Origin of the sequence: Myxococcus dinghuensis, assembly GCF_024198235.1 — a bacterium.
GTDB classification, from domain to species: domain Bacteria; phylum Myxococcota; class Myxococcia; order Myxococcales; family Myxococcaceae; genus Myxococcus; species Myxococcus dinghuensis.
On record NZ_JAKCFB010000019.1, the window covers coordinates 101,396 to 116,371 of the forward strand.

Consider the following 14,976-nt stretch of genomic DNA (forward strand, 5'->3'; position numbering starts at 1 on the left):
CCTGCTCCGGTGTCGACACCGAGTCCAGATGCGCCGCCTTCTCGCCCGACGTCGAGGGGACAGTGCCAATCACCACCCCAGGCACCACGAGCCGCGCATCTGCCACGGTCGTCAGCCCCAGCGGGTGACCATCCACCTGGAGCTGGGCCCAGGGCAGCTCCACCGTGAGCGAGCGCGGAGGCGCGGAGACGGCGGGCGGCGGAGCCAACGCGCCCGTGACATCCACCACGGTCTCCGCCCGGACATCGACATCTTCATCCCAGACCGCGGAGGCCTGGACGCCAGACTTCAACGTGGGGCGCTTCGCCAGCACGGAGCCCGGGGGCGTGGACACCTCCGGACCTCGCGCGACCACCCGACCTCGCAGCACCTCGAGCACCCTGCTCGCGCGACGGTCCCCAGGGGACTCGACGAGCAGTGGCTCCAGTGTCGCGATGGCGCGGGGGAGCTGCTCCACGCGACGCAGCACCCGGGCCAACTGCCTGCGCACCGCGCGCTGGACGTCGGTGGAGGCCGTGACGAGCGAGGCCTCCAGCAACGTGATGGCCGCGGCCTCCGTCCCCGCCATCCGCGAGAAGCGCACGAGCGAGGCGGCGAGGCGCGCGGACATGGGCAGCACGCGGCTGGCGCGCGCCAGCTCACCGAACGCGCGCGCGGCGGAGCCGTCCCGCCACAAGCGCACGGCGGCCTGGAAGTGGCGCTCCACTCCTGCTGCCGCATCCTCGGTATTCCCGACATCGAGAGCGCCAGACTGCGGCGCTTCGGGTCGGACGGCGAAGGGAACCGGCGTCTCGGTCCCCTTGCCGTTTCTCACGCCACCCATGGGTGCGGCAGTCTACACACAACGATGCCCATCCCGGTTGTCACCGTCCTGCTTCCCGCTCGAAATGCCGAGCCCACCGTGGCCCGAGCGGTGGAGACCCTCCTGGAAGGCACCCTCACCGACCTGCGGGTGCTCGCCATCGACGACGGCTCCACCGACGGAACCCGGGCGGTCCTGAACAGATGCGCCGCTCGCGACCCCCGCGTCGAGATACTTGACGGCGGAGGCAGGGGGCTGGTGGAGGCGCTCAACCTGGCGCTCCAGCAGGTCACCTCCCCTTATGTGGCGAGGATGGACGCGGACGACGAGGCCCTCCCTCGCCGCCTGGAGGCCAGCGTGCACGCCCTGGAGACCCACCCGGACCTCGACGGCGTGGGCACCGGCGTCGAGCTCTTCCGCGACGACCAGCCCATCAGTCCGTCACTCCAGGCCTATGCCTCGTGGCTCAACAGCCTGACCTCCCCCGAGCAGCTCTTCCGGGAGCGCTTCATCGAGAGCCCCCTGTGCCACCCCTCCGTCTGCCTGCGACGGGACGTCCTGCGCGCCACGGGAGGGTGGCGGGACGGCGACTTCCCCGAGGATTACGCCCTGTGGCTGGAGCTGCTCGAACGCGGCCACCGCCTCGCGAACCTGCCCGAGGTGCTACTGCGCTGGCGAGACAGTAGCAACCGGATGACCCGGACCGACCCGCGCTACGCGCTGGCCCGGCTGATGTGGACCAAGGCCCGCTACCTGGTGCTCGAGCGGGGCCCCTTGTCGGACGGGCGCCCCTGCGCCATCTGGGGCGCGGGCCCCAGCGGGAAGACGCTGACCCGCTTCCTCCTCGAGCGAGGCGTGGAGGTCCGCCGCTACATCGAGGTCCACCCCCGCAAGGTCGGCACCCGCCTCAACGGCATCCCCGTGGTGGGCGCGCCCGACCTCGGGCCTCCGGGACGCGAGCACCTGCTCGTCTGCGTCGGCGTGCGCTGGGCCCGCGCGGAGATTCGCGACGACCTGGTGGCCCTGGGTTGGGTCGAGGGCCGGGACTTCACCTGCGTGGCCTGAAGAGCCCGCTCACCCTCCGTCGAGCGCGGCGGCGATGGCGCCCCGGGGCACCTCGAGGCCCGCGCGGGTGAAGAAGCGCAGCAGGTCCTCCGGCACGGGCGCCTCCAACCGCAACGGGGCCGAAGTGCGGGGATGGCCCAGCTCCAACGCCTGCGCGTGCAGGAGGCACCGGGGCGCGTCCACGCCCCCCGCCCCCGCCGCCCCGCCATAGCGCGAGTCGCCCAGGATGGGCGCGCCCAGCGCCGTCAGGTGCGCGCGCAGCTGGTGCGTGCGACCCGTCTGGGGCAACAGCTCCACCACGCAGAACTCCGGGCCGGCGTACAACGTGCGGAACAGGGTCAGCGCGGGGATTCCGTTGGCCGCGCGGCTCGCCCGCCAGCGCCCTGGCCGAGACGGGTCCTTCGACAGCGGCAGGTCCACCGTGCCCGACCCGGGCAGCCCCGGCCCGGTGGCCGCCACGTACCGCTTGCGCGCGCGCCCCTCGCGGAACTCCGCCGCCAGCGCCGAGGTCGCCTGGGGCGTCTTGCCGAACACCGTCACGCCCGATGTCTCACGGTCCAGCCGGTGCACCAACCCCGCATCCCGCCCCAGGCGCGCGCTCACCTGGTCCACCAGGCTGGAGCCCACCCGCGCCTCGGTGGGTTGGGCGGGCAGCCCCGCGGGCTTGTCCACCGCGATGACGTCCGCGTCCTCGTGCAGCACCTGGAAGGTCGGGGCCGGGGGTGCGTCCGCCAGGGGGCTCTGTCCGCCCTCCTCCAGCACCACCGCCACCACCTGCCCGGCCACGAGCCCCGCCTTCGCGTCCCGACAGCGCCGCCCCGCCACGTACACCGCGCCCACGTCCACGAGCTTGCGCGCCTGCTCCTCGGGCAGCCCCAGCTCCGCGGCCACCGCCACGGCCACGGGCCGGCCCACCTGAGCGCCCTCCGCCCGGAACGTCCGACGCTTCACCGCCACACCTCCGTCGACAGCCTGTCCGGACCGCTGGCTACAGAACGGCGCGACGAAAGCCAAGCCAATCCCCCCACGGCCCCGGTCCCCTGTTACCTTCCGCGCCCCCATGGACCGTCCCCTGCACTCCGTGCGCACGCGGCTGGACGACTTCCTCGCCGAGCTGGCCACCCTCCAGTACCGGCACGGCGCGGGCCTCGCCAGAGAGCTGCCCGTCTCCAGCCTCCACGCGTCGTTCCCCGAGCTGTCCTCGCCCGACACCTTCGTCGCCGCCAACGAGGCGCTCGCCAAGGCCCGGGCGAAGGACGACCCGCTCGCGGTCCGCCGCCTCCAACTGCTGCGAGAGCTGCTCGCCACCCAGGTGGAGGAGGCGCTCGCCGCGCGGCCCGCGGAGGCCGTCGCCGCGCTGGAGTCCCGCGCCACCCTCGCCGTGGACGAGCAGTCGCTGGGGTTCGGCGAGGCCCTGGGCCGCGTCCCCCACGAGCGCGTGCGCTCCCGCCGCGCCGTGCTGGAGCGCGCGCTGGGCAACTTCCTCTGGGAGAACCGGGGCCCCTACGGCGACCGGCGCGAGGCCGCCCTCCACGCCGTGGAGCGCCTGGGCGCCAAGGACTACGCCGCCCTGCGCGAGGACGTCACCGGCGTCCCCTTCGCCGCGCTGGCCGAGGCCGCCGCCCGGACGCTCGCGCGCACCGAGGACGCGTACCGGGACGTGCTGGCCTACGTCCTCAAGAAGCTGGACCCGCTGCTGCGCCCCCTGCCCGGCGGCGACGCGCGCCGGCACGACCTGCAGGCCGCGCTCCAGGCCCCGTGGATGGACGAGCTGTTCCGCCGCGAGGACGCGTGGCCCGCCGTCGTCCGGTGGCTCGGGGAGTGGGGCCTCGTCCCCAACGCCGGGGGCCGCATCCGCATCGACGACGAGGAGCGCCCCGGAAAGTCCCCCCGCCCGTTCGTCGTCACCGTCCGGGTGCCGGAGGACATCCGCCTGGTGCTCCAGCCGCGCGGCGGCATGGACGCGCTGGGCAGCCTCCTCCACGAGATGGGCCACGCGCAGCACCGCGCCCACGTGTCCGCGACGCTGCCCATGGAGCTGCGGCGGCTGGGCGACGCGGCCGTGACGGAGGCCCACGCCGCCGTCTTCGAGCGGCTGCTGCTCTCCCCCGACTGGCTCAAGCGCTACCTGGGCATGCCCACCCTGGCCGCCCGGGACACGACGCGGCTGGCCGCCTTCCAGGCCCTCACCGTGCTGCGGCGCCACTGCGCGAAGCTGTCGTACGAGCTGTCGCTGATGACGCGCGGCCCCTCCACCGAGCGCGCGGACGAGTACGCCGACGGACAGCGCCACGCGCTGTTCACCGAGCCACACCCCGGTTTCTTCCTGTACGACGTGGACCCGCAGCTCTACGTGGCGCACTACCTGCGAGCGTGGGCCCTGGAGACCCGGCTCACCGCGCGCCTCACCGAGCGCTTCAACGAGGACTTCTGGAGGAACCCGCAGGCGGCCACCTGGCTCCAGGGGCTGTACGCGCGCGGGGGCATGGACGACGCGGAAGGACTGGCCACGGAGGTCTCGGGCACGCCGCTGGCGCTGCCCGAGGCGGGAGAGCGCCTCGTGGCCATCCTCAACCGGTAGTAGGGCCCGGACGGGCGACTACTTCTTCTTGCGCAGCGCCCGGACGATCTTGTCCTTCGTCGGGTTCGCCGCGGACTCGCGAGGGGCCGGCGCGGCGGCCTTGGGGGTGGCCGGCGCGGCCTTCGCTCCGGCGCGGGCGCGCATCGCCTTCAGCAACTGCATCTCGATGACGAGCAGCTCGTCGGCCAGCTCCTCGTTGTCACCGGCCGCGCGGGGCAGCGGAGCCCGCGTGCTGGAAGCGCCGGCGCCGTGCCGCATGCGCAGCACCTTCTCCTCCTCGGCCGCCAGCGTGCGCGTCTTCTCCAGCGCCGCCTTGACCTCCTTGGCCGTCACCGTGCTACTCCCGACCTTGCGCTCCATCTCCGCTCCCTTGTTGTGCAATCCGCTGAACATCCGAGCATGTCGGACGCGTCCGGGCCGCAACCGTCGAGGATTGTAGAGGACGCAAGAGACAGCGCAAATTTTCTTCCAACAGGTCGCTGCCGCCCTGTAGCGCGAGGGTTCAACCGTCGTCGCTAGAGATGCATCCCGAGCCCCAGGAAGAAGGACGTCAGCCGCTGCCGCTCCCCTGTGAAGGGGTCGCCTCCCGCGGCGAAGTTCTGCAGGCGCGCCTCGCCGGTCAGGAAGAGCTGGCGCCCCAGTTCGACGCCCACCCCGGCGCAGAGCTCCACGCCCATCTGGAGCACGCGGGACGTGTCCTCCTCCTGGCGGGCGTGGACGACCATGAAGCTCAGCCCCAGCCCCAGGTACGGACGGACCCGGTGGGGCCCCCTGGGGGCCACCCTCAGGGACAGCGGCGTCGCCTCCGTGAGCTGTCGGCTGGTGGCCACGTGCCCGCCCACCTCCAGGAGCGACAGCTCGCGGCGGTAGCCCCAGGCGAGCCCCGCGCTGTAGCCGCTCTCACGGCCCCCCTTCCCGTCCGTCAGGAGGTAGGCGCCCACCGGCGACACGGTGACGCCCAGGCTGCGCGAGGCCGCCTCGGCCGCCGACGCCGACGCGGCGACGAGACCACACAAACAGCCCAGGAGCAGGGAGAGACGACGCATGCCGCGCCCTGAAGCAAGGCATACGCCACCCGAAACCCTTCTGGAATCAAGGGGTTGGCAGCCGGGAAGGGCCGGCTGCCAGGGATGTCCGGGCGAGCGGGTCAGGGCAGGCGACCAGCCCCGGCCCCGAGCCCCTGACGCGGAGGACTGGGTCTGGCGCCGCCCGTCCGGCGGGGCTACTCGCCGGCGGCCTCGTCCTCGGGCTCGGCGCCGGTGGGGGCGTCCTTGTCCTTGGCCCCGTCCGGCTTCGCCCGGGCGATGCCGAAGTGGTCCAGCGCGTCCGCGATGCCCTGGGGCTTGTCCGCGTCCGCAAGGAAGTTCTCCGGGGGCGAAAGCTTCGGGTCCGTCCCGATTTCGGCGAGGGAGGACTCCAGCGTCACGCGCAGCTCCGCCGCCTCGGGCGTCTTGTCGGACGGCACGCCGATGCGCCCGTCCAGCCGCGTCTTCAGGACGACGGAGGTCGCCGAGTCCACCAGCACCTCCCCGTCCAGCGAGCGCGGCAGCCGGTGGGCGAAGAAGTTGGCGCGGCGGCGCGTCGTCTCGTCCGTGCCGTTCCTGGGCTGCAGCAGCTTGGGCAGGGCCCGGGACGTGTCCGCCTCCGACGCCGGGGCCAGCGTCACCACGTAGCGCCACGCGGTGCGACCCTCGTGGCTGGTGGTGCCCTGCGGGGTCAGCTTCAGCCGCCCCTGGAACAGGCTGTCGAAGTCGCGGATGGCGCCGGTCAGCTCCGTGCGGGTGCGCTCGGCCATGCCGCGGTCGCGCAGACGCTGGCGGAACGGGCCGTACCGGTTGCGGGCGAAGACCTGCCCGCCCACGCGCATCACCTCCAGGCCCTGGTCCCGGGAGTTCTCCAGCACGCCGTGGAAGTCCCCGCTGACCCCACCCGGCCCCGCGCGGAAGGTGCGCGTCTCGGTGAGCTTCACGGGGTTGGAGTCGGCGGAGGTCCACTCGTAGCTGACGGTGGCCTGGAAGCGGTGGGGCCCCAGACGCTCCGTCACTTCGGAGGCGTCCATGCCCAGGATGCGGCGCGCCACCTGAGGGTTGTCCGCTACGTCCTCGGGGGGGAGCTTCTGCTGGGCGGACGCCACCACCTTGGGTGGGTCCTCCGGAGAGAAGATGCGTGCCTTGGCCGCCTTGTCGACCGGGTCCGAGCAGCCCGAGGCGGCCACGGCCAGGGCGAGGGTGAAGGCGGACTTCTTCAGACGGCTCACGGCTCCTCCGGAGGGGGTACCACGGGGGCGGCAAGTTACGTGGCGCATACAGGAGCGGCAAGCAGCGGCTTGCGTGCGGCCGTGCAAGGGATAGAACGCCCATCTCATGCAGAACCTGCGCGACAAGTTGTTGAAGGCGGGCCTCGTCACCGAGGAACAGACGAAGAAGGCGGACACGGCGGCCAGCCAGGCGGAAGCCCGGCGACCGTCCTCCCAGGAGGGCGGTCGTCCTGGGGGCAGCCGTCCTCCTCCCCGGCGTGACGAGAACCGGACAGCCGGGGGCCCGCCCCGGAGCGAGGACCGTGGCCCCCGTGAGGGCGGTCGTCCTGGCGGTGGCGGCGGCGGTGGACGCCCGGGTGGAGGAGCGCCCCGGCACCACGGCGCGCCCCGACACGGCGGTGGCCCCACGCACCACGGACGCCCGGCCCCCGCCGTGGCGGACCGGCCCATCCCCAAGCTCCCGCCGATGCCCGGCTCCAAGGCCTACCAGCGCGCGGAGTCCAAGCGGCAGATCGAACTGGACCGCGCCCTGCGCGAGCTGGCGCTCGGCTCCCAGGTGGCGCAGGAGCCCGGCGAGACGGCCTTCTACTTCATGACGCGCAAGGGGAAGCTGCGCCGGCTCGAGCTGAGCCCGGAGCAGGCCAAGCGCCTCGAGGAGGGCGAGCTGGCCGTGGTGGAGCGTCCGGACCCCGCGCAAATCGAGCACTCCCTGGTCCCCGCCGCGGCGGCGGAGCAGATGTTCGCGCTCTCGAAGAAGGCGGTGCGCTTCCTCAACCGGAAGGACAGCCCCATCGGCTTCATGAACGACGAGGAGCTCAAGGCGCAGCAGGCGGCCGAGGCCGCGGGCACCGCGCCGGAGCTTCCCGACGAGCCCGAGGCCGACGCCGCCGAGGCCCCGACGGCCCCCGAGGCCGACGCCGCCCCCGAGCCGACGCCCGACAACGGCTGATTCCCCTCACCCGAAGCCGCCTCCCTCCGCCGTCCAGTCGGGGGGAGGCGCCGTGTGAGGTTGCGTCAGTCGAAGGCATCCAGGCCGGTGATGGCCTTGCCGAGCACCAGCGTGTGCACCTCGTGGGTGCCCTCGTAGGTGAAGACACTCTCGAGGTTGAGCATGTGGCGCACGGGCGGATACGCGTCGGTGATGCCGTTGGCGCCGTAGATGCTCCGCGCGACGCGGGCGATGTCCAGCGCGCTCTTCACGTTGTTGCGCTTGGCCAGGCTCACCATGACGGGCGTCACCTGGCCCTCGTCCTTGAGGCGCGCCACGCGCAGCGCCAGCAGCTGCGCCTTGACGATCTCCTGGAGCATGTCCGCCAGCTTCTCCTGCGTGAGCTGGAAGCCGGCCACGGGCTTGCCCTGGAACGACGCGCGGGACAGCGCGTACTCGCGCGCGCCCTCGAAGCAGGCGATGGCCGCGCCCGTGACGGCGAAGGCGATGCCCAGCCGCGCGTTGTTGAGACACGACAGCGGCCCGCGCAGCCCCACCACGCCGGGCAGCACGTTGCGCGCGGGCACGCGCACGCCCTGGAAGGACAGCTCACTGGTGACGGAGGCGCGCAGGGAGAACTTGCCGGGGATGTCCCGCGTGGTGAAGCCCGGCATCCCCTTCTCCACCAGGAAGCCGCGCACGGACTCGGGGCCGCCGTCGTCCGTCTTGGCCCACACCACCGCGACGTCGGCGATGGCGCCGTTGGTGATCCACGTCTTCGTGCCGTCGAGCACGTAGGCGTCGCCGTCCTTGCGCGCGCGCGTGCGCATGCCACCGGGGTTGGAGCCGAAGTCCGGCTCGGTGAGGCCGAAGCAGCCGATGACGCGCCCCCGGGCCATCTCCGGGAGGAAGCGGGCCTTCTGCTCGTCGCTGCCGTACGCGTGGATGGGGAACATGCACAGGGAGCCCTGCACGGACGCGAAGGAGCGCAGGCCGGAGTCCCCCCGCTCCAGCTCCTGGAGGATGAGGCCGTAGCCGACCGTGTTCATCCCCGCGCAGCCGTGGCCCTGGAGGTTGGCGCCCAGCACGCCCATCTCCGCCAGTTGCGGCACCAGGTGCAGCGGGAACGTCCCTTCCCGGAAGTGGCCTCCGATGATGGGCAGCACCTCCCGGTCCACGAAGCGCGCCACCGTGTCCCGCGCGGCCTTCTCCTCCGGGGACAGCAGGTCGTCGATTCTCAACAGGTCGGTGATGTCGGCGCGCGGCATGCAGCCCTCCTAATGCCCGCCTCCAGGAGCGTCAAACAGGCGATGCCACCGGCGCGGGCCCCGGGGGTTAGCATCCCGCATCCGCAGGCCCTCACCCGCAGGTGGGCACCATGGTCCACACATTCGAGAAGCTGTTCCCCACCATCCTCGTGGTGTCCTCGCTGGTGAAGAGCGGAGCGGTGGGGTTGGGACTGCTCGTCACGCGGTTCCGCCAGGCGGAACGGCTGCGCGTCTACCGCAAGGCGCTGGCGCCCGGACAGTTGCGCAGCGAGGCGTGGGCCGCCCTGAAGGTGGTGCTCTTCGACGCGGTGGCGCTCACGGCGTTCCAGGTCGCGGTGCGCGAGCGCTTCGCGCCCTTCGGCGTGGGCGCGACGCTGGCCACCTTCGTGTGGATGTTCGTGGGCTTCGAGGTGTGGTTCTACGTGACGCACCGGCTGTTGCACACACGCGCGCTGTACCGCTTCCACGCCCAGCACCACGTGGCGCAGGTGACGGAGCCGCTCACCTCGCTGTCCTTCTCGCTGGTGGAGCGCACGGTGTTGCTCGCGGGCAACTTCGGCCTGGTGCTGCTGGCGATGGAGGTGATGCCCGTGACGATGGCGGGGGCGATGCTCTACGTCCTCACCAACTACGCCCTCAACGTGGTGGGCCACTCGAACACGGAGTGGCTGCCCTCGGGGCTCGTGTCCTCGAGGCTGGGCGGCGTCCTCTTCACGCCCACCTTCCACGCCCTGCACCACGCGCGGCACCAGGGCCACTACGGGCTTTTCACCACGCTGCTGGACCGGTGGCTGGGCACGGCGTTCGAGGACTACGCGCGGGTGCACGCCCGCGCGCGGACCGGCGCGGGGCTGGAGCGCGTGGGCGAGCGGGTGCAGGCCCCGGAAGCGCCTCCCGCCACGCTCGCCCCCACGGGGTGAGCGTTTCGCAATCGAGCGGGTGCCCACGCGGGGCGACGGCGCTAGGCTGCCGCGCATGACGACGACCCAGAAGACCGTGGTGGTGACAGGCGCGAGCCGTGGCATCGGCCGCACCGTGGCGCTGTCCTTCGCCCGCGAGGGCCATCGCGTCTGGGCGCTCGCGCGCGCGGCGGATGCGCTCGAGTCGCTCGCGAAGGAGGGCGGCGAGCGCATCCGTCCGCTCGTGGTGGACGTGGCCAACGAGGAGGCCCTGATCGGCGCGACGAAGACGATTCTCGCGGAGGGCCCGCCCACCGTCATCGTGAACAACGCGGGCATCACCGTGTCCGCGCCGCTGACCAAGACGAGCACCGCCGACCTGGCGCGGGTGATGGCCGTCAACGTGACGGCGCCCTTCCTCCTGTGCCGCGAGCTGCTGCCCGCCATGGCCAAGGCCGGCGGGGGCCGCGTCATCAACATCGGCTCCATGGCCGCCGAGCGCGGCATGAAGTACACGTCCATCTACTGCGCCTCCAAGCACGCGCTGCTCGGCCTCACCCGCGCGCTGGCCGTGGAGTACGCGAAGAAGAACATCACCGTGAACCAGGTGAACCCGGGTTGGGTGGAGACGGACATGTTCGCCAACGCGACGGCCGCCATCACCCAGACCACCGGCCGCTCCGGCGACCAGGCCCGCGAGGCCCTGGCGTCGATGAACGCGCTGGGCCGCATCATCCAGCCGGAGGAGGTCACCGCGCTGGTGATGTTCCTCGCCTCGGACGCGGCGGCCGCCATCACCGGCGCGGCCTACGCCATCGACGGCGGCGAGCTGGGCTGACGGCGAGCCCCGACGGGGGCTCGGACACGGGCCGGCCCATGGACGACGCCCCGCGAGCCACGTCGCGGGGGCCCGGGCTCCGCTCAGAGCTGGTAGCGGCCGACGATCGCGCTCAGCTCACCGGACGCCGCGGACAACTGGATGGCGGCCTGCTCGCTGGCGGCCATGCGGTCGACGATCTGATCCGCCACGTCGGCCATGGAGCTGAGCGCGGCGAACAGCTCCGCGATGCCGGCGTCCTGCTGTCGCACCGCATCGGAGATGCTGCGCACCGTCTGACCGTTGCTCTGGATGATGCCCGCCAGCGAGCGCAGGCTCTCTCCGGCCGCGTGGACCTGCTCCAGGCCCCCCTCGACCTCGCGCGCGCCGCCCTCGCTGATGCGCACCGCCTCGCCGATGGCGCGGCCGATGTCGCCCAGGATGCCCTGCACGCGCGTCGTGGCGCCCGCGGACTGGTCCGCCAGGGAGCGCATGTTCCGCGCCACCACGGAGAACGCGCGCCCCGAGTCACCGCTGCGCGCCGCCTCGATGGAGGCGTTGAGCGCCAGCACGTTGGACTGGTCCGCCAGGTCCTTCACCGTGCGGGTGATGTCACCCACCAGGCGGGTGCGCTGGTGCAGCTCCGTGATGGTGCGGCCAATCTGTTCGACGTGGGAGCGGATGTGCGTCAGGCCGCCCACGCTCCCCATCACCGCCGCCTCGCCCGCCTCGCCGAAGGTGCTGGCCTTCTCCGCCTCGCGCTGGATGATCTCCACGCGCTTGGCCGCGGCGCGCGACGACTCCTGGAGCTGCTGCGCCGCCAACTGCGTCTCGTGCAGCGCCACCGCCTGCTGCGACACCGCCTCGTTCTGCTCCACGGCCGTCTCGGTCAACTGCGTGGCGGCGGCCTCCAGTTGCTCGGCCGACCCCTTCAGCGCCATCAGCAGCGAGCGCAGCTGCGACATCATCTCCATGAAGGACGCGGCCAGCCGGCCAATCTCGTCCTGCGAGCGCACCTCGAGCGTGCCCCGGAAGTCACCCTCCGCCACCACCCGCTCCGTGGCCGCGGTCAGCTCCCGCAGCGGCCCCGTCATCCGCCGCACCAGCAGGAAGATGGCGCCACCCGCGCCCAGCGCGGTGAACAGCCCCAGCGAGACGATGAGCCACACCGCCGCCCCGAACCGCGACGCCTCCGTGCGCTCGTCCCGCGCCAGCACCAGCTCCAGCCCGCCGCCCAGCGACTGCCGCGCCACCCGGAAGCGGGAGTCCTCCACCTCCACCCGGCCCTGCGCCTCCACGCCCTCCGCGTCCACCACCGCCAGCAGCGTGTCCGGCGACACGGTGTCCATCGACCGCGCCACCACCCGCGGCCCCGTCCGCAAGAGCAGCTCCACGCCCCGCTGCTGCCGCAGGTCCTTCAGCGGCGCGTCGTCGAACTTGCTGCCCAGCACCACGTAGCCCAGCCGGCGCCCGTCCTGCTCCACCGGCCGCGCCACCACCCAGAACGGCGTGGGGCCCACGAAGAGCACCCCCGGGGCGTCCGTCTTCACCCGCTCCGCGAGCGAGTCCACCTGCTCCGTGAAGCTGCCCGCCAGCGGCCGCCCCGAGGCGTCCGCCACCAGCATCAGCTCCACGGAGACGACGCCCTGCTGGACCTTCGCGAACGCGCGCAGCGCCTCCAGGTCCACCGGCGCGCCGGACAACAGCCCGCGCAGGCGGGGATCCGCCGTCAGGCTGCGCATGAGGACCCTCAGCGTCCGGGCCTCCTGGGCCACCAGGCGGCTCCAGGCGGACTCGTCCTGCGAGAGGGCAAGGGCCAGCTCCGAGTTCATCCGGGAGCGCAGCACGACGCCCGTGAACGTCACGCACAGCGCGGTGAGGGCCAGGATGACCAGGGTGATGGCCGCGGTCAGTCGAGCGGCAAGGCTATGCGTCATGCGCTGCGATGTCGGACGAAGCGGGGGAAACGGCGAGGCCGGGAAAGCCCAGGGTGGCCACCCTACCGCATCCCTCGCGCATTGCGCAGTATGGCGAGGATGACCCGGCACTCCCGGTATGACCCGCCCCGCGAGGTGGAGCGGGCGCCACCCCGCCTCATGCGTCCGCGACGCGCAGCACGACCGCGGTGATGTTGTCCTTGCCTCCGGCCTCGAAGGCGTCCGCCACCAGCGTGTCGCACATCTCGCGCGCGGAGGAGAGCGTCAGGCGGCGCGACAGGCCCTCCAGGCCCAACGGCTCGTAGAGGCCATCCGAGCACAGCACGAAGACGTCGCCCGGCTGCATCTGGAGCCGCTGGAGCGTGGGCTCCGCGTTGTCCGTGCCGAGCGCGCGGGTGATGAGGTGCCGCCAGTTGGACGCGCCACCCGGCGGCTCCATGCCGACGTCCTTGAGCTCCTCGAGGAACGAGTGGTCACGCGTCAGCGGCTCCAGCTTCCCTCCGCGAAGGCGATACAGGCGGCTGTCGCCCACGTGCGCCACCGCCGCGCCGGCGGGCCCCAGCGCCACCGCGACCACCGTCGAGGCCATCTCGCTCAGCCGGCCCACGCGCTGCGCCTGGAGGTTGCGCTGCGCCAGTTGTGAGCACGCGGCCAGCAGGTTCTCCTCCCGCGACCGGCGTGGATCCGCGACCTCGGGCCAGGCCGCGTCGGAGTCACGCTCCCAGCGGTGCCCCAGGCCCACGAACGTGTCCACCACGCACCGGCTGGCGACCTCGCCGCCCTCCTGCCCTCCCAATCCGTCGGCCACCACGTACAACCCCAGCTCCGGCTGGACACAGAAAGAGTCCTCGTTGTGGGGCCGGCGACCGATATGGGTCTGTCCCGCGCTGTCGATACGCAGCATCACACTGCCTCCTCGTACCGCTTCCTCCAGCAAGCTGGAGGCCAGCCCCCATCCCCAGGTGGGCGCCCACTACGGATACCTCTCTTTGTGCGATGGCTGTGACGTGAGTGCCATTGGACCTCGGCGCCACGCGCGTCCCCGTTCGGTGGTCGACGTTGCAAAGCGCCGCATCCGGGGCGCATGTCGGGTTCGTGGGGTTGCGGCCCCACACCTGAGGAGGGCGCTCATCATCCCACCAGGTGGACTGCCGCCAGGAGGACGCCGCTGGCAACTTCCGCCGTGCCCCGACGACAATACGGATGCAGCCCGAAGTGTGTCCGCCGCCCCGAGGTGACGCATGACGTCCATCCGCCGCCTGTCCTCGAGCATCCTGTCGTCGCTGCGCCGCACGTCGCTCGACGTGGACACGTCCGTGTCGCCCCTGACGAAGCAGGAGGCGCTCCAGCCGGTGACGAAGGTGCGGCGCGGCTTCGCGGACGAGAGCGACTTCCAGGCGGAAGGCACGGACGGAGCGGACGCGCTGCTCGCCTCGCTGGACACGGACGGGCTCGACGAGGCGAGCCCCCGGCGCGACCTGGAGCACGCGTCCCTGCGCGTGTTCTCCGGAGAGAGTTCCTTCGAGTCCGCCGCGCCCCGCTACGCGCAGCGGCTGGGCGCGCAGCTCCCCTCCTCGTCGAGCGCGCCCCGGGAGTCGGCGGGAGCCCTGACGGGCGCGGCCTCGCGGCGCGGCGCCAACGTGCCGGACGCGGGTGACATCCTCTCCGCGGACGACGCCGCCTGGGAGCTGCAGCGCCTGGACACATCTAACAGCGCCGCCGTCGACCCGGAGGATCTGCTGTCGATGCTGGGGGCGCCGAGCCCCTCGGGCCGGGCGGAGTCGGGGCTGGACCTGGACCGGGACTTCTTCGAGGACGGCGTGGAGTCGCTCTCCGCCCAGGGAGCGGACTGGCTCCCACCCGAGGTGCGCCCCGCGGGCCCCGAGGAGTTCCTGGCGGACACGAGCGACCTGGGCGACATGGTCCCGGAGGAGCCGGGACCGGCGGACGCGGCGTTCGCGGGCGTGCTCGGCTCGCTGGCGGCCAACCCCGTCGCGGCCAGCGTCCCCGCGGTCAGCGCGCTGTCGGCGCAAGGCGTGGACGTGGTGGCGCAGACGCGGCAGCCCCAGGACACATGGGCGCCCCAGGCGGATCCCCGCCGGCTCGCGGCGGCGCGGATGCTGGGCGGCCCCATCCTCGACGACGTCTCCCCGGCGTCCTCGGACGCACTTGCGTCCGAGCAGGACGCACGGGTGTTCGAGCGCTGAGCCTCGGCGGGGTCCTTCCGCACGGGAAGGTCACCCGGCACGAGGTGTCCACCTTGGGGCGAAACCGCCCGCGCGCCCGGAGAGGGGCGGCGCCTCCCGACACGTCAGGGAGGAGGCTTGCCGCCTCCCTCGCCCTGCCTCCCCGCGAGGAGCAGGTCGAGCGGAGGCCCGGCACCTCCGGACATGTCAGGGAGGAGGCTTACCGCCTCCCTCGC

At 72.8% G+C, this 14,976-nt stretch carries 13 protein-coding genes; 6 read left to right on the plus strand and 7 right to left on the minus strand.

All coding sequences use genetic code 11. The annotated features are described in order from the left end of the window. Positions 1-847: 847 nt before the first annotated feature. Positions 848-1,867: a glycosyltransferase gene (locus LZ198_RS24170; protein WP_256559866.1), complete on the plus strand. Its 1,020-nt coding sequence runs from the start codon at positions 848-850 to the stop codon at positions 1,865-1,867. A 9-nt stretch (positions 1,868-1,876) separates the two neighbouring features. On the opposite strand, the gene LZ198_RS24175 is transcribed toward LZ198_RS24170, so the two are convergent. Beyond that, positions 1,877-2,818: an RluA family pseudouridine synthase gene (locus LZ198_RS24175; RefSeq protein WP_253974391.1), complete on the minus strand. Its 942-nt coding sequence runs from the start codon at positions 2,816-2,818 to the stop codon at positions 1,877-1,879. A gap of 109 nt (positions 2,819-2,927) precedes the next feature. Between LZ198_RS24175 and LZ198_RS24180 the strand changes: the two genes are divergently transcribed. Next, positions 2,928-4,448 (plus strand): gluzincin family metallopeptidase, encoded by a 1,521-nt coding sequence (locus tag LZ198_RS24180; RefSeq protein ID WP_253974392.1) that lies wholly within the window; start codon positions 2,928-2,930, stop codon positions 4,446-4,448. Between the two features lie 18 nt (positions 4,449-4,466). On the opposite strand, the gene LZ198_RS24185 is transcribed toward LZ198_RS24180, so the two are convergent. The 3 genes from LZ198_RS24185 to LZ198_RS24195 all read right to left on the minus strand — a co-directional run bounded on the left by LZ198_RS24185 (position 4,467) and on the right by LZ198_RS24195 (position 6,705). Then, positions 4,467-4,808 carry a hypothetical protein gene (locus tag LZ198_RS24185; protein WP_253974450.1) on the minus strand — a complete coding sequence of 114 codons (342 nt, stop codon included), beginning with the start codon at positions 4,806-4,808 and terminating at the stop codon, positions 4,467-4,469. A 155-nt stretch (positions 4,809-4,963) separates the two neighbouring features. Beyond that, positions 4,964-5,494, minus strand: a complete 531-nt coding sequence (locus tag LZ198_RS24190; protein WP_253974393.1) for a hypothetical protein — start codon at positions 5,492-5,494, stop codon at positions 4,964-4,966. A gap of 176 nt (positions 5,495-5,670) precedes the next feature. Next, positions 5,671-6,705 carry a hypothetical protein gene (locus tag LZ198_RS24195; RefSeq protein WP_253974394.1) on the minus strand — a complete coding sequence of 345 codons (1,035 nt, stop codon included), beginning with the start codon at positions 6,703-6,705 and terminating at the stop codon, positions 5,671-5,673. 106 nt (positions 6,706-6,811) lie between these two features. Here LZ198_RS24195 and LZ198_RS24200 point away from each other — a divergent pair, with 106 nt between their 5' ends. Beyond that, positions 6,812-7,654: a DUF2058 family protein gene (locus tag LZ198_RS24200; protein WP_253974395.1), complete on the plus strand. Its 843-nt coding sequence runs from the start codon at positions 6,812-6,814 to the stop codon at positions 7,652-7,654. A gap of 65 nt (positions 7,655-7,719) precedes the next feature. On the opposite strand, the gene LZ198_RS24205 is transcribed toward LZ198_RS24200, so the two are convergent. After that, complete coding sequence (locus LZ198_RS24205) at positions 7,720-8,901, minus strand: acyl-CoA dehydrogenase family protein (protein ID WP_253974396.1); 1,182 nt, start codon at positions 8,899-8,901, stop codon at positions 7,720-7,722. Between the two features lie 110 nt (positions 8,902-9,011). Between LZ198_RS24205 and LZ198_RS24210 the strand changes: the two genes are divergently transcribed. Together LZ198_RS24210 and LZ198_RS24215 are read left to right on the plus strand one after the other, a co-directional pair. Next, positions 9,012-9,821 (plus strand): sterol desaturase family protein, encoded by an 810-nt coding sequence (locus tag LZ198_RS24210; RefSeq protein ID WP_253974397.1) that lies wholly within the window; start codon positions 9,012-9,014, stop codon positions 9,819-9,821. 55 nt (positions 9,822-9,876) lie between these two features. Further along, positions 9,877-10,638 carry an SDR family NAD(P)-dependent oxidoreductase gene (locus tag LZ198_RS24215; protein ID WP_253974398.1) on the plus strand — a complete coding sequence of 254 codons (762 nt, stop codon included), beginning with the start codon at positions 9,877-9,879 and terminating at the stop codon, positions 10,636-10,638. Between the two features lie 83 nt (positions 10,639-10,721). Here LZ198_RS24215 and LZ198_RS43250 read toward each other — a convergent pair whose 3' ends face one another. Further along, entirely contained in the window at positions 10,722-12,554 is a 1,833-nt protein-coding gene (locus tag LZ198_RS43250) for a methyl-accepting chemotaxis protein (RefSeq protein ID WP_267145483.1), read from the minus strand. A 157-nt stretch (positions 12,555-12,711) separates the two neighbouring features. Continuing rightward, positions 12,712-13,458, minus strand: coding sequence for a PP2C family protein-serine/threonine phosphatase (locus tag LZ198_RS24230; RefSeq protein ID WP_253974399.1), 747 nt, complete (start codon positions 13,456-13,458; stop codon positions 12,712-12,714). Positions 13,459-13,795: 337 nt separating this feature from the next. Here LZ198_RS24230 and LZ198_RS24235 point away from each other — a divergent pair, with 337 nt between their 5' ends. Further along, complete coding sequence (locus LZ198_RS24235) at positions 13,796-14,761, plus strand: hypothetical protein (RefSeq protein WP_253974400.1); 966 nt, start codon at positions 13,796-13,798, stop codon at positions 14,759-14,761. The last annotated feature ends 215 nt before the right edge of the window (positions 14,762-14,976 follow it).

What these genes read in the sequence shown, in the direction of transcription:
- LZ198_RS24170 (WP_256559866.1), top strand. Translation starts at nt 848, where the DNA reads ATGCCCATCCCGGTTGTCACCGTCCTGCTTCCCGCTCGAAATGCCGAG.
- LZ198_RS24200 (WP_253974395.1), top strand. Translation starts at nt 6,812, where the DNA reads ATGCAGAACCTGCGCGACAAGTTGTTGAAGGCGGGCCTCGTCACCGAG.
- LZ198_RS24190 (WP_253974393.1), bottom strand. Translation starts at nt 5,494, where the DNA reads ATGCGTCGTCTCTCCCTGCTCCTGGGCTGTTTGTGTGGTCTCGTCGCC.
- LZ198_RS24210 (WP_253974397.1), top strand. Translation starts at nt 9,012, where the DNA reads ATGGTCCACACATTCGAGAAGCTGTTCCCCACCATCCTCGTGGTGTCC.
- LZ198_RS24185 (WP_253974450.1), bottom strand. Translation starts at nt 4,808, where the DNA reads ATGGAGCGCAAGGTCGGGAGTAGCACGGTGACGGCCAAGGAGGTCAAG.
- LZ198_RS24230 (WP_253974399.1), bottom strand. Translation starts at nt 13,458, where the DNA reads ATGCTGCGTATCGACAGCGCGGGACAGACCCATATCGGTCGCCGGCCC.
- LZ198_RS24205 (WP_253974396.1), bottom strand. Translation starts at nt 8,901, where the DNA reads ATGCCGCGCGCCGACATCACCGACCTGTTGAGAATCGACGACCTGCTG.
- LZ198_RS24180 (WP_253974392.1), top strand. Translation starts at nt 2,928, where the DNA reads ATGGACCGTCCCCTGCACTCCGTGCGCACGCGGCTGGACGACTTCCTC.
- LZ198_RS24235 (WP_253974400.1), top strand. Translation starts at nt 13,796, where the DNA reads ATGACGTCCATCCGCCGCCTGTCCTCGAGCATCCTGTCGTCGCTGCGC.
- LZ198_RS24215 (WP_253974398.1), top strand. Translation starts at nt 9,877, where the DNA reads ATGACGACGACCCAGAAGACCGTGGTGGTGACAGGCGCGAGCCGTGGC.
- LZ198_RS43250 (WP_267145483.1), bottom strand. Translation starts at nt 12,554, where the DNA reads ATGACGCATAGCCTTGCCGCTCGACTGACCGCGGCCATCACCCTGGTC.